Raw genomic sequence first — 19,135 nt, forward strand, 5'->3', positions numbered from 1 at the left:
TAACAGCTAACGATGCAGCGAACAAGATTGTTGGACTAGACTCGACAATGGAGTTCAAAGTAGATGGCGGCAGCTATGTGAAATATGACGGAACAAATGCGCCAAACTTGGCAGGCTCGCATACGGTACTTGTCCGTGTAGCAGCAGATGATGCAACCGGAACACCAGCGGGAGCAGAAACGACGTTGACGTTCACGCCGAATCCGCCAGCACCAGCAGCGCCAAACGTATCGGCTAACGATGCAGCGAACACAATTGTTGGACTAGATTCGACGATGGAGTTCAAAGTAGACAACGGAAGCTACGTGAAGTATGACGGAACAAATGCGCCAAACTTGGCAGGCTCGCATACGGTACTTGTCCGTGTAGCAGCAGATGATGCAACCGGAACACCAGCGGGAGCAGAAACGACGTTGACATTCACGCCAAATCCGCCAGCGCCAGGGGCGCCAGATGTAACGGCTAACGATGCTGCGAACACAATTGTTGGACTAGATTCGACAATGGAGTTCAAGGTAGATGGCGGCAGCTATGTGAAATATAACGGGTTAAATATGCCGGATTTATCCGGTACGCACACGGTGCTAGTTCGTGTAGCAGCGGATGATGCAACGGGAACACCAGCAGGCTTGGAAACGACGCTGACGTTCACACCAAATCCGCCAGCGCCAGCAGCGCCAGACGTAACGGCTAACGATGCAGCGAACACAATTGTTGGACTAAATTCGACGATGGAGTTCAAGGTAGATGGTGGCGGTTATGTGAAGTATGACGGAACAAATGCTCCAAACTTGGCAGGCTCTCATACTGTACTTGTCCGTGTTGCAGCAGATGATGCTACCGGAACACCAGCAGGAGTAGTAACGACGCTGACATTCACACCAAATCCGCCAGCGCCAGCAGCGCCAAGTGTAACAGCTAACGATGCTGCTAACACGATTGTTGGACTAGATTCGACGATGGAGTTCAAGGTAGATGGCGGCAGTTACGTGAAGTATGACGGAACGAATGCGCCAAACCTGGCAGGATCTCACACGGTACTTGTCCGTGTAGCAGCAGATGATGCAACTGGAACACCAGCGGGAGCAGAAATGACGCTGACATTCACGCCAAATCCTCCAGCGCCAGCAGCGCCAAGCGTATCGGCTAACGATGCAGCGAACAAGATTGTTGGATTAAACTCGACGATGGAGTTCAAAGTAGATGGCGGCAGCTATGTGAAATATAACGGGTTAAATATGCCGGATTTATCCGGATCGCACACGGTACTTGTCCGTGTAGCAGCGGATGAAACAACCGGAACGCCAGCAGGAGCAGAAACGACGCTGACATTCACACCAAATCCTCCAGCGCCAGCAGCGCCAAGCGTATCGGCTAACGATGCAGCGAACACAATTGTTGGACTAAATTCGACGATGGAGTTCAAGGTAGATGGCGGCAGCTATGTGAAGTATGATGGAACAAATGCGCCAAACTTGGCAGGCTCTCATACTGTACTTGTCCGTGTTGCAGCAGATGATGCTACCGAAACACCAGCAGGAGCAGAAACGACGCTGACATTCACACCAAATCCGCCAGCGCCAGCAGCGCCAAGTGTAACAGCTAACGATGCAGCGAACACAATTGTTGGACTAGATTCGACGATGGAGTTCAAGGTAGATGGCGGAAGCTACGTGAAGTATGACGGAACAAATGCGCCAAACTTGGCAGGCTCTCATACTGTACTTGTCCGTGTTGCAGCAGATGAAACAACCGGAACACCAGCAGGCTTAGAAAAGACGCTGACATTCACACCAAATCCGCCAGCGCCAGCAGCGCCAAGTGTAACAGCTAACGATGCTGCTAACACGATTGTTGGACTAGATTCGACGATGGAGTTCAAGGTAGATGGCGGCAGCTACGTGAAGTATGACGGAACGAATGCGCCAAACCTGGCAGGATCTCACACGGTACTTGTACGTGTAACTGCAGATGATGCAACCGGAACACCAGCGGGAGCAGAAAAGACGCTGACGTTCACGCCGAATCCGCCAGCACCAGCAGCGCCAAACGTATCGGCTAACGATGCAGCGAACACAATTGTTGGACTAGATTCGACGATGGAGTTCAAAGTAGACGGCGGTAGCTACGTGAAGTATGACGGAACAAATGCGCCAAACTTGGCAGGCTCGCATACGTTACTTATCCGTGTAGCAGCAGATGATGCAACCGGAACACCAGCGGGAGCAGAAACGACGTTGACGTTCACGCCGAATCCTCCAGCACCAGCAGCGCCAAGCGTAACAGCTAACGATGCAGCAAACATGATTATTGGACTAAATTCCACAATGGAGTTCAAGGTAGATGGTGGCAGCTATGTGAAGTATGACGGAACAAATGCGCCAAACTTGGCAGGCTCACACACGGTACTTGTCCGTGTAGCAGCAGATGATGAAACCGGAACACCAGCGGGAGCAGAAACGACGTTGACGTTTACGCCGAATCCGCCAGCACCAACAGCGCCAAGCGTAACAGCTAACGATGCAGCAAACATGATTATTGGACTAAATTCCACAATGGAGTTCAAGGTAGATGGTGGCAGTTATGTGAAGTATGACGGAACAAATGCGCCAAACTTGGCAGGCTCGCATACGGTACTTGTCCGTGTAGCAGCGGATGATGCAACCGGAACACCAGCGGGAGCAGAAACGACGTTGACATTCACGCCAAATCCGCCAGCGCCAGGGGCGCCAGATGTAACGGCTAACGATGCTGCGAACACAATTGTTGGACTAGATTCGACAATGGAGTTCAAGGTAGATGGCGGCAGCTATGTGAAGTATGACGGAACAAATGCGCCAAACTTGGCAGGCTCGCACACGGTACTTGTCCGTGTTGCAGCAGATACTGCGACTGGCACGCCAGCGGGAGCAGAAACGACCTTAGCATTTATGCCTAATCCGCCTTCAGCCCCAATGAATGTTACAGCAGTGGCTGGAAATGGACAGGCAACGATTACCTTTACTGTCCCGACAGAAAGCGGAGACAACCCAATTACGGGCTATGAGATAATAGCTTCACCTGGGAATATTAAATTAACAGGAAACTCAAGTCCGTTTATTTATACAGGCTTAACCAATGGAACAAGTTACACATTTATTGTAAAAGCTATTAATGCTTCAGGAATTAGCAGCTCATCTTCGGCATCTCAAGCAGTGACACCGTCTGTACCGAATCCTACTTTACCTCCAGTAACTCCGGAACCACCTAAATCATCGGGTGTGGATGTTCTTGTAAATGGTAAAGTTGAGAAGGCTGGGACTGCTTCAACTGAAATTGTGAATGGTCAGACCGTTACGACGATTACAATTGATCAGAAGAAACTGGATGAGAAACTATCCGCGGAAGGATTGCATGCGGTAGTCACTGTTCCAGTGAATTTGAAGTCTGATGCTGTAGTAGCTGAATTGAATGGTCAAATGATTAAAAACATGGAAGACAAGCTAGCTGTATTAGAGATTAAGACGGAAAGAGCAACTTATACGCTTCCGGCAGAGCAAATTAATATTAAAGCAATAAGTGATCTGCTTGGCAAAAATGTACTCCTACAAGATATTAAAATTGAAATCGAAGTCGCAGTTCCAGTAAACAGCACCGTGAAAATCGTTGAGAATGCAGCGGTTAAAGGTGAATTTAGTATTGTTATACCGCCGCTTGATTTTACAGTGAAGGCTATTTCCGGAACGACGGTTATAGACGTTTCCAAATTTGATGCTTATGTGGGCCGTACGATTGCCTTACCGGATGGTGTAGACCCAAATAAAATTACAACAGGAGTTGTGGTCGAGTCAGATGGATCTGTTCGCCATGTGCCAACTAAGGTGATCACTATCGACGGTAAATATTATGCGGTAGTGAACAGTCTGACGAACAGCACGTATTCTATTGTGTGGCATCCGCTTGAATTCAAAGATGTAGCCAAGCACTGGTCGAAAGAGGCAGTAAATGATATGGGTTCGCGCATGGTCATCAATGGTATTGGAAATGACCTATTCAATCCTAATGAAGATATAACACGAGCAGAATTTGCTGCTATTATCGTTCGCGGATTAGGATTGAAATTGGAAAATGGAGAATTGCCTTTCTCGGACGTTAAGAGTTCGGATTGGTATGCATCTGTAATTCAGACTGCATACTCGTATAACCTTATTAACGGATTTACCGATGGTACATTCCGGCCTAATGATAAGATTACACGTGAGCAGGCGATGGCTATTATCGCAAAAGCTATGAAGATTACGGAGCTTGCAGCGAAGCTTGCAGCGAAGGATGCATCAGAAGTGCTAAGCCCTTTCAACGATTACAAAAAGATTTCCCTTTGGGCAAGGGATAGTATTGCCGATTGTCTGCAAGCAGGTATTGTATCTGGCAGGAGCAGTGCATTGATTGCTCCCAAAGAAAATATCACCAGAGCAGAAGTTGCAGCAATTGTTCAAAGACTGCTTCAAAAGTCTGAATTAATATAGTCTGATTTTATTTAGTGAAGGTTCCCCCTAAAGTGAGTTTAACCCACTTTAGGGGGAACCTTTTTTATTCACTATGCATATAAGTGCTAGCTTTTGTGGTGCGATTTAGGAACAAATAAATGCGTTTTCTAGAGCCTTTAGGAGGATTGAAATTGATCATTATATGAGCTTGAGCGAAATTTGCATGATTACAATGACCCGAAGGTTGATGGCGTTAATCGAATGTTGAACAGGTATTTATTTTTGAAACTGCCGGAATATTACTCTGGTGAAACGATGAGGAGGTCATTGCAAGAATTAGAAGGGGAGAGGTAATGAGATGTCTTACTGTAAAAGCTACAGCTAATGGAGCGAGCAGGGGTCTATAAAGTCCATTTAACTGTATAAGCTCACGTTAATCCCTTCAAAAACCTGCACTTTTCAAAAAAAGAACAAAATTAGCAGTAGCAATTACAGTTAAAAGCAAATAACTGAAACCTATTTAAGAAATAGATGTAGCTATTGCAGTTAGTTAATCTCGAAGCAACCTCATCGTATATAAACGTGTGAATATCAGTAGTATTTGGTTGCAACCGATATCCAAATGGAATCTCCAACACAATGGAGTGAAAATTGGTTTCCACTCTCGTCAATCCGATCCGGATTGGTATGCCAAGCAGAATATTGCGTTCTTGCAATCGAAATTGACTGAATTAAAGTGGAAGATAGAATGATAAGAAAATAAAAAGAAGCCTGTTGAGAGCAGACTCCTTTGTTCTTTTGAAAAACAGTGATTAAATGCTGCGAACGCTCTCTCTATGTATGAGCTCGGTCGCAAGCATGACATGATGAGTAGTATCTTTTCCCTCTAACATTTCAATGAGGATTTGAGCCGCTTGGGAGCCGAGCTCGTACTTATGCTGATGGACTGTAGTCAGCGCCGGTGTGCAATAAGCGGTCAGATCAATGTTGTCGAAGCCGATAATGGAAATATCCTCGGGTACTTTTTTACCCATATTCTTTACGCCTTGCATTGCTCCAAGCGCCATGAGGTCACTTGCGCAGAATAAAGCAGTCACTTCGGGCCGGTTGGACAATATTTGGCAAGCTGCTTCTTTTCCTTTCTGCTCTGAGAAGAATCCATCCAGAACAAGCGATTCGTCGAATGGGATGCCATAGCTCTCAAGCGCTTGACGATAGCCTTCTAATCGCAATAAGCTGACATCCGCTTGGGCATGACCGTTAATCATCGCGATATGACGGTGTCCAGACTCTAGTAAATAATGAACTGCAGCGAGAGCGCCATCTGTATTGTCCGATGTCACGTATCCGACGTAAGGCCCCTCCAGCGTTATGTCAATGAGCACGCAAGGAATATCGGAGGATACGATTTCTTTCAAATAAGGATCATCCAATCTGATCCCCATAATGATGACGCCGTCCACGCCGCGTTCCTGGCATAACGTTTTGTATGATTTCACTCTTTGCTTCTGAGGTGTCGTGCTGAACAGCACAAGATCGTAATCCAATTCCCCTGAACGATCATTAATTCCGCAGAGCACTTCGTAAGCGATATTGTCTTTAGAGCTGTCTCTTGTAATGTTGGAGAGAAGGAGACCTAACGTCTTTGTCTTCTTCGAGATAAGCGACCTTGCGGCCATGTTAGGGCTGTAGCCAAGTTCATCAGCTATTGTTTTTATTTTGAGACGAGTGCCTTCATTAACGTCATCATAGCCATTCAAAGCACGAGATACCGTGGTGACGGACACACTCGCGGCTTTAGCAATATCTTTAATGGTGACCATAGGATACCTCCGGAATGTTAGGAAATATGTCATTTTTGATTTTCAAAAATAAATTTAAATTCGTACTTGTAAATGCTTTCATCATGATTTATAATTCGATTATAACTTATCCGAAACGTTTTGGATAGTTAGACCAACCGTTCTTACAGCAAGTTCACATATTTTTTTATCCTTTTTCCGAAACGTTTCGGATAGAAAGTTTGATAGAAAGCATGTAACTAAAGAATGCTATAAAAAAGAAATGAGGGAAAAGCTTGGATTATCGAGTCATCAAAGAAAACGATTTGTTCCTCATGACAGATAGGAACGGAGACATCCCTGAAGGTGATGTGTCAGGACAAGGTCTCTATACGAAAGACACGCGGTTCCTAAGCAGGATGGAGATCCGAATCAACGATCAGAAACCTATATTACTGTCATCTGCTGCCGACGAGAATTACATCTCCACCATTCGTCTCACTAATCCGCATATGGAAGAGAATGGCGAGTTGATTTTGTGGCGTGAGTCAGTTGAAATTGAACGTACACGCTTTATTTTTGAGGGTGCATTGTACGAAACATTTAAGCTGACCAGCTATTACCCTAAAGCGGTTGCATTCGACTTTTCCGTATTAATGGATGCCGATTTCGCTGATATGTTCGTCGTACGCGGTTTCCAATATGGAGATCTTGGTAGCAAGACAGGCGAGCGAGTTGTGCCTGGTGAGAAAGTGATCAGCTATCTCGGAGCCGATAACGTGAAGCGCGAGACTAAGATCAAATGGAATACCAAAGAAAGCCGAATCGGCGAGTCAGGCGAACTTCACTTCGATGTGGGTCTGAATCATGGGGAGAGCGTTGAGATCGCTTTCTTTATCGCTCCAATTATAGATGGCAACGAGCCGCTTCAGCATGAGCCTAATGATGCTATGAGCAAGCTTAGAGCATCTTACCAGGATTGGAATTCTTCATCTACTTCTATCCAAAGTGATGTGCCGCTGTTTGATAAGCTGTACCACCGAGGTGTTCAAGATTTACGAGTGCTGCTGACCGATCTTGGCTACGGAGCATTTCCTGTTGCCGGTCTGCCATGGTTCTCCGTGCCTTTCGGCCGCGATAGCCTGATCGCTGCTCTGCAAATGCTTTCGTTGAATCCAGCAATCGCGAAGGGAACACTTCTTACTTTGGCAGCTTATCAAGGCCAGAATGAGGATGAGTGGCGCGACGAACAACCGGGTAAGATCATGCATGAAATTCGGTATGGCGAATTGGCTGGTACGAATCAAGTTCCATTTACACCTTATTACGGAACAATTGATGCGACACCGCTATTCTTGCTGCTTACCGCTGAATACTATCACTGGACTGGCGATGCTGCGCTTGTAAGCGAATTAATGCCGCATCTAAATGCAGCGCTTGCTTGGATTAAGCAATTCGGCGACTGTGATGAAGATTCCTTCGTGGAATACTATCAGAAGTCATCCAAAGGTATTGCGAATCAGGGTTGGAAGGATTCCGCGGATTCAGTTGTTCACCGTAACGGCGACTATGCGGAAGCGCCTATCGCACTCGTAGAGGTTCAAGGCTATGTCTATCAGGCGCTTACCAGACTTGCACCTATATTCAGAAGCTTAGGCCATGAAGAGCAAGCGGGTGTTATGGAGCAAGACGCTAAAGAGCTTCAAGCTCGCTTTGAACGCGACTTCTGGATGGAAGATGAGCAGTTCTACGCGATTGCTTTGGATAAGGACAAGAAACGTGTAGACTCAGTTACTTCGAATGCAGGACATATTCTAATGTCCGGAATCGCTTCTCCTGAACGGGCACAAGCTGTTGCAAAGCGCCTTGTTGCTCCAGATCTATTTGGTGGCTACGGCATTCGAACGATGAGCATGGGTGCAGCGGGATACAACCCAATGAGCTATCATGATGGCAGTGTATGGCCGCATGACAATTCCATTTGCTTGATCGGCCTTAGCAATGGCGGGTTCTCCGAGGAAGCGATCACTGTGATGCAAGGACTTCTAGATGCTGCCGACAAGTTTGAATATAACAGGCTGCCTGAACTGTTCTGTGGTTATGATGATACGCTCGGCGCACCAGTTCCTTATCCGGTTGCTTGCTCTCCGCAGGCATGGGCTGCTGGAACACCGCTTACATTTGTGCAAGCGCTGCTTGGCCTTCAGCCGGATGCCTTAAATCGACAAATTACTATTAAGCCATCCCTTCTTCATGGAATGAATGAGCTTAAAGTAGAGCAGCTTCAGATTGGCAGCGGCACTCTCAGCCTGCGCGTTACTCGTGGAGTAAATGGGCCAGAGGTGGAAATAATGTCTAATCAGACGGGTTACGAGCTGCTGATATCTTAAGGTTTCACGCACTATTTTAATATATACAAGATTCACACTAATTAGGAGGTTGTATGTATGATGAAGAAATCAGGGGTCGTTCTTTTATCTTTAATGCTAGCTGTTGTTCTTATGCTATCCGCTTGCGGAAAGAATGAAGGGAACACAAACACAGGGACTGCGAACAGTGGCACAAATCAAGAGCCAGCAAAAGAGCCAACGGCTGAGAATGTTACCGTTACGCTTGCGGGCTGGGGAGCAAGTCCAGAAGAGCAAGATTTGTTAAACCAAACGCTGAAGGAATTTGAAACGAAATATCCGAATGTGAAGGTTAAATACGAAGTTATTGCCGATCAATACATGGATGTTATCAAAACAAGACTAATTGGCGGAGAAGGTCCTGACGTTTTCTACTTGGACGCATTCGAAGCACCTGGCCTAATTGATAAAAATGTACTTGAGCCGCTAGACGGTTATGTGACACCAGAATTTGATGTTGCAGACTTTGAGCAGCCTATGGTTGACGCTTTTAAACAAGAAGGCGTATCTTACGGCTTCCCTAAGGATTTCTCAACGCTTGCAATGTTCTACAACAAGAAGGATTTCGCTGAAGCAGGAATCACGACTCCTCCGACAACTTGGGAAGAGCTGCAAGCTGATGCAATCAAGCTGACTAAAAAAGAAGGCAACAAAACAGTTCGTTACGGCTTCGGCGTAGCGCCTGAGCTTGCACGTCAAATGTTCATGATTCAAGCATTCGGAGGCAAAGTGTCCGATGCTGAGGGCAATGCAACTTTCGCATCGCCAGAAGCACTTAAAGGACTTGAGCTTGTAACTAATATGCACAGTGTAGATAAATCATCCGGCGAGCCGAAAGAAGTTGGCGCTGGCTGGGGCGGAGAAATGTTCGGACAAGGTAAAGCTTCTATCGTATTCGAAGGAAACTGGGCGATTCCATTCTTGGAGTCCAACTACAAGGATCTAGAGTACGGCACAGCAGAGCTTCCTACTGTAAACGGTACAAAAGGTACAATGGCATTCACGGTTGCTTATGTAATGAATAAGGAATCGAAGCAAAAAGAAGCAGCATGGCAATTGATCTCTTTCTTGACAGGCAAGGAAGGGATGAAGACTTGGACAAGCAAAGGCTTCGCGCTTCCTACTCGTAAGTCGGTTGCACAAGAGCTAGGCTATGACAAGGATGAACTGCGCAGTGCGATTGTGGCGGGAGCTTCTTATGCAACGCCTTGGCAAGCAGGTTCCACACTTCCTACTGTTATGAGCAACTTTAATAATCAATTCGTAGATACATTTATGGGCAATTCGAAGTTGGAAGACGCTATGAAGAAAGCTGAAGATACTGCCAATAAAGAAATCGCAGCAGCGAAGTAATCGGATTGAAGGGGGGAGAACCATGATGGCTCCCTCCTTCATTCTTTGATTATGATACGAAAGGAGAAGATGATGTATGACCCAAGCCTCTTCATGGAAGAAGAAGCTGAGAAATAATGCAACGGGCTATATGTTCCTGCTGCCTACGATTCTAGTGCTTGGAACGTTCTTGTTCTTGCCTGTATTCTATTCTCTTTATCTTTCGGGACATAAGGTTAATTTGCTTGGTGAAGTCAGCTATAAATGGGTAGGATTTAAAAACTTTACTCGGATGGCCGCCGACGAGCGTGCCTGGATTGCACTGAAGAACACAGCATCTTTCGCATTGTTTGTAGTGCCGTTACAAACGGCTTTTGCCATTTTACTGGCAGTTATTTTGAATGCTAAGCTTCGATTTAAAAACTTCTTTCGAATCGTATTCTTTATGCCGACTGTAACCTCATCGGCAGTGTTGTCGCTTATTTTTATGTGGATATACAATTCAAACGGTCTACTTAACCGAGTGCTTGAATTTATCGGTTTGCATGGCTATAACTGGCTTGGAGATCCTGCGGTCGCTATGAAGGCGATCATGCTTATGAATATATGGTCTACCGCTCCATTCTTTATGGTTGTATTCTTGGCTGCGCTGCAAGATATTCCGGACTCGCTTTACGAATCAGCGATGCTGGACGGGGCAGGAGCTTGGAGAAGATTTATTTCTATCACGCTCCCATTAATTAAGCCTGCAACTTTCTTCGCCGTTGTAATGGGAATCATAGGTACTTTTCAATTGTTCGATCAGTCCTATATTTTCTCGGCAGGCTCAGGTGGTCCGAACAACTCAACATTGACGGTAGCACTGCTTATTTATCAATATGCTTTCAAAAATCTCGATTTCGGCTACGCTTCTGCGCTTGCTGTCATGCTTGCTGCGGTTATTATGATCGTAACGCTGATTCAGCGCATGCTGTTCGCCGAAGAGAAGCTGAACTAGGAGGGCGATTAGGTGGTATTTCAACAAACCAAATGGGGAAAGGCGATTCTTTACTTCCTGTTATTCGCGTACGGCTGTATTACGGTCGCTCCCTTTCTATGGGCGCTGTCCTCTTCGTTTAAGCCGTTAAGCGAGATTGTATCAGGTGGCATCAACTTTATTCCGAAACAATTCACCTTTCAAAACTATTATGACATCTTTGTTAAAGAGCCGCTTTTCCTAAGATGGATGTATAACAGCGCATTGATTGCGGTAGTGGCGACGGTGTGCAATACTTTATTCAACTCTATGGCGGGCTATGCGCTTGCGCGCATTGAATTTACCGGCAGTAAAGTAATGTTTATTCTTATTCTTGCGGTACAGATGATTCCGGGCCAACTAACTATCGTGCCTGCTTACCTGATCATGAAGCAGCTCGACTTGCTGAACACGTATGCGGCATTGACGCTGCCAATGATGGCGAATGCGACATTCATCTTTATGATGCGACAATTTTTCCTGAGCTTTCCGAAGGAGCTGGAGGAGGCGGCCGCGATGGATGGCCTCAATCGCTTCGGCGTATTCTTCCGCATTGCCTTGCCGCTGGCTGTGCCAGCGCTGGCAGCCCAGACGATATTCGTATTTATGGGTGCATGGAATGAATTTCTCAAGCCGCTCATGTTTATGTCGGACAAATCGATGTTCACGCTGACGCTAGGGCTTAATACCTTTAAAGGACAGTATATCAGCCATTGGAATTATATTATGGCCGCCTCTATGGTATTCACGCTCCCAGCGCTGCTGATCTACGCGTTCTTTAACCGATTCTTTATTAAAGGAATTTCGTTTACAGGCGGTAAATAGCAACGGAATAATGGGTTCGTTAAAAGCTCTGCAGATTAATCTGCAGAGCTTTTTTTCGTTAGTTGACAAAATGTCGGAAATGGTAGAAGTAAACATATTGAAGGAAAAAAAGTAGCTGGAAATCCTCCAGCTATTTTTTTTGTTGTATCTCATAATTCGCTCGTACTTGTACATCTCCATCTAATTCACCAATTCTCGAACGAATTGGGGGAAGACCGCGTGATTAAAGTCACCAACTCCATCTAAATGAGCTAAAAGGGTATGCGTGAAGATTGAACAATAATAGAGCAGTCTTGTTAGGTGCTAAATGTTAATGCAACTAGCTCATATTAACTAAAGGAAAAAGTTTACAACGGAACATATGTACGATAAATTTATAGGAGTAAGAAAAACAAGAGCGAGCGAATCAAAAATATATTACGCATTATCAAATGATTCTGGAAGTGATAAGAGGGAGGATACCATGAATGAGTTTATTGAAATCAAAGGTGCGCGTATACATAATTTAAAGGAGATCGATGTACGTATCCCGCGAAACAAGCTGACAGTCATTACAGGCGTGTCGGGAAGCGGCAAATCAAGCCTTGCTTTCGATACTCTATTTGAAGAAGGCAAGCGTCGTTACCTGCTATTCTCAGGTACTCAATTTATGGTTGAATCAGAATCCCATTTCGAAAGCATTACTGGGCTATCTCCGACAGTGGCGGTCGAACAGCGTATTATTCGTCAGTCGAATCCGAGAAGCACAGTAGGAACACGCTCGAAAGTTGGGAATTTACTAGCGATCTTATTTGCAACTTACGGTAAGCGCGATGCTGCGTATGATGATGGTTTACCGCTGTCCATGGAATTTTTTCAGAAGAACTCTCCTAAGGGAATGTGTGTGAAATGTCTCGGGAGCGGACGGTATCATAGAATTGACGAAGAGGCGATCATTCAACCGGATATGCCGATCAAAAACATATTTGATGGCTTTTTGATGAAGCATAGGCACCATCGGGGGAATTTCAATAAATTTTGTGAATTATACAAAATAGATGTAAATCTTAAGATTGGCTCATTGTCGGACGAACAGCTGCTGTTGTTCAAATACGGCTGCCGGAAAACAGGCTTTGTAGGTGCCGTTGTGTTCTTCAATGAAATGCAGAAACATGCAACTCACAAAAACGCTAGACATAATTCGGTGGATAAAGAAATTATTTTATGGGGAATTAGGGCAGAAGCAGTCATATGCCCGAAATGCCATGGATCAGGTCTTGGCGAACAGGCTCTTCACACGACCTTCGGGGGCAAAACGATCTCAGAGCTCGAAAAAATGTATTTAGACGAGCTCATGATGTTTCTGCAAAGTCTGAGGAATACGGTGTTAGGTAAACATTTAGTGGATGAAATGCTTGTCAAGCTCCGTTGTATGGTAGACGTCGGATTGCATCATCTTTCTTTATCTAGGGGAGTTCCTACCCTTTCGGGCGGAGAAATTCAACGTCTTTTCCTCGCCTCTTTTATTATTGCCGAAATGGATTCTATTATTTTTATTTTTGACGAGCCTACAATCGGTCTTCATGAATCAGAGAAAGAAATGCTGATTCAAATCATACAGAACCTCGTCAAGCGAGGAAATACCGTCGTAGCTGTCGAGCATGATGAAAATTTCATGCGGGCTGCAGATTATATTATAGACATTGGGCCTGATGCCGGACGTTATGGAGGCGAGCGAATATTCCAAGGCAGCTATCAACAATTCCTCTTCTGTACAGCCTCTAGGACTGCACCTTATCTTACTGGGGTAAAAACATTAAGCGCCAAAAATCATTATAAGCCGATTGACCCGGAAAAATGGCTCACAATCGAGCACGCGAATCTGCATAATTTACAGGATGTCACTGTTTCCATACCGCTTGGACTTATAGTTGGCATCGCGGGTGTTTCCGGAAGCGGCAAGTCGAGTCTTATTCATGATACGCTCGTCCCCAAGCTGAAGCAATTGCTGAAAAACAAATTTGTACACGAGAATGATACTGATGTGCTAACTATGGCTGATGATGTAAGGGTACTCGGTACGGAGTTCATTAAAAAATGCATTGTTGTCGATCAGAAGCCAATCGGCAGAAGTAAAACTTCTTGTCCGGCTACCTATACTGGAATTACTGATCGCCTCCGAGGGATGTTCGCCAGAACTCCCGAAGCGCAAGAAAGCGGTTATTCAGCGGGGTTATTCACAGTTAATTCCGAAGGCGGCTGTCGGAATTGCAAAGGCGAGGGCTTTAAGCATTATTATCTTGGATTTAATAATTTCATGGATATGGAATGCGAGGAATGCGGCGGGACAGGCTTTATCGAGGAAGCACTCAGCATTACGCTTGAAGGGAAAAATATTAAAGAAATTATGGCTATGAGCGTAAGTGAGGCAGCTGTTTTTTTTGGACAAGAACAATCTCAGGCATACGATAAACTTATATTAAATACTTTAAAAACACTTGAACGTGTTGGAATGGGCTACATCACGCTTGGACAAAAAACACCAACCATATCAGGCGGAGAAGCCCAACGAATCAAATTGGCTAAGGAGCTCTCCAAGGAAAAAGGGCGGGACAATGTTTACATTCTTGATGAGCCAACCACTGGTCTTTCTTTTAGCGATACAGAACGGTTAATTGAACTCATGCAGCAGCTCGTTGATGCAGGAAATACCATCATCGTTACTGAACACGATCCGGCTGTACTGGCCAACTGCGATTACATGATTGAAATGGGTCCAGGCGGAGGAAGCGATGGAGGTTTTGTGATCGCGCAAGGCACGCCAATAGAGTTAATATCCAACCATAAATCAATGATCGGGAAATATTTGAGGAAGGTGAAGGGATGAGCTATGTATGGCAGCATTCGACTCCTGAGGATGAAGGGATGGACAGCTATGTTCTCAATCAGATGGATGATTATCTCAAACAGAAGAGATATCGTCTTGTTAACAGCATATTAGTTGTAAAAAACGAGAAGATTGTTTTTGAGAAATATTACAATAAGTTTAATGAGAATAGCAGAAATTCGATTAAATCCATATGGAAAAGCATTCTCGCTATTGCAACGGGGATATGTCTGGATAAAGGAATAATTAGCAGCTTGGATGAGCCTATCGGCAATTATTTAAGAGAATTCACATTGAATATACACCCCTATCACAAGCTGATTACCATACGTCATTTGCTTAGCATGACATCTGGGATTTACTGGGATAGCGGGGTGCATTATCATTGTCCGATGGTTACACAAATGATGAGAACCCGCGACTGGATCTCTCACATAGCAGATATTGATATGAATAGCGTTCCGGGTACGAATAATCAATACAAGGAATGGGATGTCATGCTGCTATCTGCCGTAATTGGCAGGGCATACGGGGGGAGTGCCTATGATATTACCCGAAAGTATGTGTATGAACCTTTAGAAATTGTTAGCGGGATATGGCCTCAAAGCCCATGCGGCTTTTCCTATAGTGTCATGAGGGGCGAAGAAGAATCTGATTTATCCGCAAGAGATCTGGCCAAGATCGGTCAGCTATTTCTTTCAAATGGATCTTACAAAGGGAAACAAATCATTTCTGCTGATTATGTGAAACAAGCGGTCACCCCTTCGTATTCTGCAGGTTCGATAGATTCCTCTGCAAGCAATAAGGAAGGATATGGGTATCTTTGGTGGATTGCTGAAGAAGGATATGGGTGCCGAGGATTTGGGGGACAGGAGATAAATGTAATCCCCCATGAAAATTTTGTTTCCGTTATTCAAGCTACTCCTACCCCTTCGAGCAAGGCTTATAGAGATATTCAAGATAACTTATTGAGAAAAGCTATCACCCTTTAACCTTGGCAATTCCACCGATACTACAGTCCCTTGATCCACCTGACTCTCAATCCGCAGCGATGCCTGCTTGCCAAATAAATGCTCTACTCTTTTCTTAGTATGGGATAGGCCGATGTGCCGAAGACCGGAGTTTTTCATATCGCTTCCTTTATCCCAAATGGCCGGCAGCAGATGGGGTTCAATGCCTACGCCGTCATCTTCAATTTGAATAGTCAGATTCATTCTTGAGACAGCAGCAGAAATATGAATAATACCGTTTGCTTCTTTGGGGCAAATCCCATGAAAAATAGCATTTTCAATAAAAGGCTGGATAAGATTGCGTGGAACTAGGCAGTCGTAGGCATCTTCCTCGATATCCCACCTAACCTCGAACATATCAATATATCGGTATGACTGAATGGCAATATAATCGCGCAGCAAGCCGATTTCTTCACGGAGCGGAATGAGGGATTGTGTACCCTCCATTTTGACAGCATCCTGCAAAATACGAATAAACGAACCAACCATTCGAACAATATCATCATTTCCCTGCTTCTGTGCCATATAGATAACAGCGTTCAATGTATTGTATACAAAGTGAGGATTTAATTTAGACAGTAGAAGCTCGAGCTCGAGCTCCCGTTTATCCTTCTCGTGTCGAATAGATTCCTCTAACTGCAGCTTGAGCTGATTGGTCATGCGGTTAAAGCCTTGACCCAGCTTCTCCAGTTCATCTCCGGTTTGAATATGAACAGACGTTTGAAGATTTCCGCTTGAGACAGCATTCATGGCATGGTATAAGCGCATAATAGGCCGTGTAATGCGGAAGATAGCAGGCATCATGAGGAGAAGGATTAAAGAAGTGCTGGTCAAAGAGAAAAAGCCGAGTAGGTAAATGATGATTTTTCCTCTATTCATTAAGGAAGCCTGGGAAATAAAGGTGGCGAGCTTCCAATGATTCGTCTCGAAACGATCAATGAGCATATATCCTCCAGAAATGGGGAAGATACCTTCCTGATTCTTCTCAGAAGCAGTTAGAAGAAGTGAAGAGCTGAAGGACGTATCTGCTGAAGGATTCTCCTTCTCATATAAGACATATCCCGCATCGTTCATCCAAAGCAAACCTTCGAAATCTTCACTGCCGAAATCAAGCAATGATTTAAAGCTGTCGTAATCCAAGTTTAAAATGAGCTCTCCAATCGTGTGTCCCGGCTGTTCGATATCCATCACATTTACGATAAAACTAATGCTTTTGCCTTCTATGACGGAGTTGCTGATCATAATCATGTCATGCGGTTCCGTGAAAGCATGCTGCTGCCCTGAACGAACAAAGTTTTGATACCAGTCTTCTTTCAAATGCTCGCTGAAATAGCTGTCATTTCTTGCTTCGCTCCAGAAGACACGGTCATTGGGCAAAATAAGAGCAAAGCTGACAACTTCCTTGCGCAGTCCTTTATTATCATCCAGATAGTATAATGTGTCTTGGACCATGGCGAATTGATCGAAGGTATCAAGCTGATCGTAACTTTTATAGAAGGATTGCAGCTGATTTGAAATGATAAGGGAAAATGAAAATTTAGCGATATCGTCCGACATATATTCGAGCTGTCTGACGGTTTGGTTAAGCTTCGTTTCATCCTCATGAATCATTTGCGGAATCAAAATGGTCCGGTAATAATAATAGGTGAATGCTGCGGACAGCACGAAGCTGATGAGGGCAACGATGATGATCCGCAGCAAGATGACAGTACGGAGGCTCCTCATAATAGAGTGCCTCCTTGGCGGTATTGATGTGGGAGCATACCTGTCGTTTTTTTGAAAACCTGACTGAAATGCTGCGGTGAACGATAACCGACTCTAGCGCAAACCTCGGTCATCTTGGCGTCCTCTTGAATCAAAATACGCTTGGCCTGAATAATTCGATGCTCCGTTAAATAATCGAGAAATGTACGCTCTAATTCACGCTTAAATAATTGATGCAAATAAGAGGCGCTGATTCCTGTTGCTCGAGATACGTCTTCTATATTTATTTCCGTATGGTAGTGTGCATGAATATACCGGAGCGCCTTTAGCAGCTTGTTGGAGATCGGTTCATATTCGTTTTTGCCAGAGCATAGCTTCTGAAGAATCTTGATGAATCTATTCTTGATTTGATCGATATGATAGAGGGCTTCCTCTTGGCTGTTAAGCGGATCTAATTCCGTATGCCCTGCACCTGTAAGACGTTTATTTACTAGCCCGGATAAAGCATGGATGAGTTCATACAGGGCCGCCAAGTTCCAATGTGGATGGCAGATAGATTGGAATTGCTTGTTGACGGCGCTTGCAATGCCTTCCGAATCATTCTGATTCATGACGCCTATTAGCTCTTCGAGATGTATGCTTCGAACAGGCAATAGGTTTATGTTGTCCTGATCGGCGATAAGAAGCTCATCTGTGCACAGCAGCCTGCTCTTTCCGCAGAAGACGGCATGACGAGCTGCAGCTTCCATACTTCGCAAGGCATGGGGAAGCGATGAAGCAGCTTGGTTTTGAAAGGAGAAAAATATGGAGTAGCTCTGACGGCAGCGCCCTTGGAGATGAGTATGAATGGCAGCAGCAAGCTCTCGGAAAGATTCACGCTGGAGGGCTGCCGATTTATCTTTTTGGGTAAATAAAACGATGAATTGGTTTCGGTTAAGCGCAAACTCGCCAAGCAGCTGCCAAGAAGGCTGTTCCGAGCATATATTAATCTCCTCTGTGGTCCAGTGAATCGGTTGGCTGCTCTCCATCCATCCGCTGATGGCAGGTGCAGCCGAAAAGGGGAAATCCCCATGAATAAGCAGCATGGCGAAGGGCGGTTTTGCTTGATTCTCCATTTGGATGGTCGCCATTTCTAATCCTGTAACGAATTTCATAAGCTGCTCGGAGCGCCCTGCCCGTCTCTGCTTCTCATCCGATTCCCATGCTTCTCTAGCTTTATTAAGCTCAAGGAGCAGCTTCATGCGGTCGACCTCATGTTTGATTAAATAACTGGAAACATTGCCCACCGATATGGCCTGTCTGGCATAATCAAAGTCCTCATAAGCACTCATAACAATAAATTTCACGCCGAATTTGCGCTCGGAAACGTTCCGAATCAATTCGAGGCCATCCATTACAGGCATACGGATATCTACGATCATAATTTGTGGACGAAGCTCCTCGCATAGCCGCAAAGCGCTTCTACCGTTTGAGGCTGTTGCTGCAACTTCAAATCCATGCTCTTCCCAGGACAGAAGATTTCGTATATGCTCCAAGGCGATTCGTTCGTCATCAACCAATATGACTTTCATAGCCCCTACCTCCGGAAGAAGTTTATGTTTGATTAATTATAACGTACATGCATGTGTACCCTCGAAGCAAGTGCTAGTGTAGAATAACGACCAAAAGTGTAGGATTATTATGTTTACGCTTACATTTGCGGACGTGTATATTGAAAGCGTAATCATT

Annotated in this window: 10 protein-coding genes; 7 read left to right on the plus strand and 3 right to left on the minus strand. The window is 44.9% G+C overall.

The genetic code is table 11. The features are described from left to right. Nucleotides 1-4,505: S-layer homology domain-containing protein (locus CEF13_RS04450; RefSeq protein WP_342352581.1), on the plus strand; the 4,505-nt coding region annotated here is incomplete at its 5' end. Nucleotides 4,506-5,278: 773 nt separating this feature from the next. On the opposite strand, the gene CEF13_RS04460 is transcribed toward CEF13_RS04450, so the two are convergent. Then, complete coding sequence (locus CEF13_RS04460; protein ID WP_102709608.1) at nucleotides 5,279-6,289, minus strand: LacI family DNA-binding transcriptional regulator; 1,011 nt, start codon at nucleotides 6,287-6,289, stop codon at nucleotides 5,279-5,281. A gap of 254 nt (nucleotides 6,290-6,543) precedes the next feature. On the opposite strand from CEF13_RS04460, the gene CEF13_RS04465 reads away from it, so the two are divergent. The 6 genes from CEF13_RS04465 (at nucleotide 6,544) to CEF13_RS04490 (ending at nucleotide 15,685) form a co-directional block, all read left to right on the plus strand. Continuing rightward, nucleotides 6,544-8,637 carry an amylo-alpha-1,6-glucosidase gene (locus CEF13_RS04465; protein ID WP_102709609.1) on the plus strand — a complete coding sequence of 698 codons (2,094 nt, stop codon included), beginning with the start codon at nucleotides 6,544-6,546 and terminating at the stop codon, nucleotides 8,635-8,637. A 57-nt stretch (nucleotides 8,638-8,694) separates the two neighbouring features. Beyond that, nucleotides 8,695-10,008: an ABC transporter substrate-binding protein gene (locus tag CEF13_RS04470; protein ID WP_102709610.1), complete on the plus strand. Its 1,314-nt coding sequence runs from the start codon at nucleotides 8,695-8,697 to the stop codon at nucleotides 10,006-10,008. Nucleotides 10,009-10,084: 76 nt separating this feature from the next. Further along, nucleotides 10,085-10,984 (plus strand): carbohydrate ABC transporter permease, encoded by a 900-nt coding sequence (locus tag CEF13_RS04475; protein ID WP_102709611.1) that lies wholly within the window; start codon nucleotides 10,085-10,087, stop codon nucleotides 10,982-10,984. A gap of 12 nt (nucleotides 10,985-10,996) precedes the next feature. Further along, nucleotides 10,997-11,827 (plus strand): carbohydrate ABC transporter permease, encoded by an 831-nt coding sequence (locus tag CEF13_RS04480; protein WP_102709612.1) that lies wholly within the window; start codon nucleotides 10,997-10,999, stop codon nucleotides 11,825-11,827. 463 nt (nucleotides 11,828-12,290) lie between these two features. Further along, entirely contained in the window at nucleotides 12,291-14,693 is a 2,403-nt protein-coding gene (locus CEF13_RS04485) for an excinuclease ABC subunit UvrA (protein ID WP_102709613.1), read from the plus strand. After that, the gene (locus CEF13_RS04490) at nucleotides 14,690-15,685 is read left to right on the plus strand and encodes a serine hydrolase domain-containing protein (RefSeq protein ID WP_102709614.1); all 996 of its coding nucleotides are present in this window, start codon (nucleotides 14,690-14,692) and stop codon (nucleotides 15,683-15,685) included. The genes CEF13_RS04485 and CEF13_RS04490 overlap by 4 nt, the downstream gene beginning before the upstream one ends. Here CEF13_RS04490 and CEF13_RS04495 read toward each other — a convergent pair. Both CEF13_RS04495 and CEF13_RS04500 read right to left on the minus strand, forming a co-directional pair. Beyond that, nucleotides 15,659-17,428, minus strand: coding sequence for a sensor histidine kinase (locus CEF13_RS04495; RefSeq protein WP_102709615.1), 1,770 nt, complete (start codon nucleotides 17,426-17,428; stop codon nucleotides 15,659-15,661). The two genes, CEF13_RS04490 and CEF13_RS04495, sit on opposite strands and share 27 nt — an antisense overlap. Then, complete coding sequence (locus tag CEF13_RS04500; RefSeq protein ID WP_102709616.1) at nucleotides 17,425-18,978, minus strand: helix-turn-helix domain-containing protein; 1,554 nt, start codon at nucleotides 18,976-18,978, stop codon at nucleotides 17,425-17,427. The genes CEF13_RS04495 and CEF13_RS04500 overlap by 4 nt, the downstream gene beginning before the upstream one ends. Nucleotides 18,979-19,135 lie beyond the last annotated feature (157 nt).

It is taken from the genome of Paenibacillus castaneae (assembly GCF_002884445.1).
Lineage (GTDB): Bacteria > Bacillota > Bacilli > Paenibacillales > Paenibacillaceae > Pristimantibacillus > Pristimantibacillus castaneae.

Excerpts from the sequence above, each read along its gene's own strand:
- CEF13_RS04460 (WP_102709608.1), bottom strand. The coding sequence starts at position 6,289 with ATGGTCACCATTAAAGATATTGCTAAAGCCGCGAGTGTGTCCGTCACC.
- CEF13_RS04470 (WP_102709610.1), top strand. The coding sequence starts at position 8,695 with ATGATGAAGAAATCAGGGGTCGTTCTTTTATCTTTAATGCTAGCTGTT.
- CEF13_RS04475 (WP_102709611.1), top strand. The coding sequence starts at position 10,085 with ATGACCCAAGCCTCTTCATGGAAGAAGAAGCTGAGAAATAATGCAACG.
- CEF13_RS04485 (WP_102709613.1), top strand. The coding sequence starts at position 12,291 with ATGAATGAGTTTATTGAAATCAAAGGTGCGCGTATACATAATTTAAAG.
- CEF13_RS04490 (WP_102709614.1), top strand. The coding sequence starts at position 14,690 with ATGAGCTATGTATGGCAGCATTCGACTCCTGAGGATGAAGGGATGGAC.
- CEF13_RS04495 (WP_102709615.1), bottom strand. The coding sequence starts at position 17,428 with ATGAGGAGCCTCCGTACTGTCATCTTGCTGCGGATCATCATCGTTGCC.
- CEF13_RS04500 (WP_102709616.1), bottom strand. The coding sequence starts at position 18,978 with ATGAAAGTCATATTGGTTGATGACGAACGAATCGCCTTGGAGCATATA.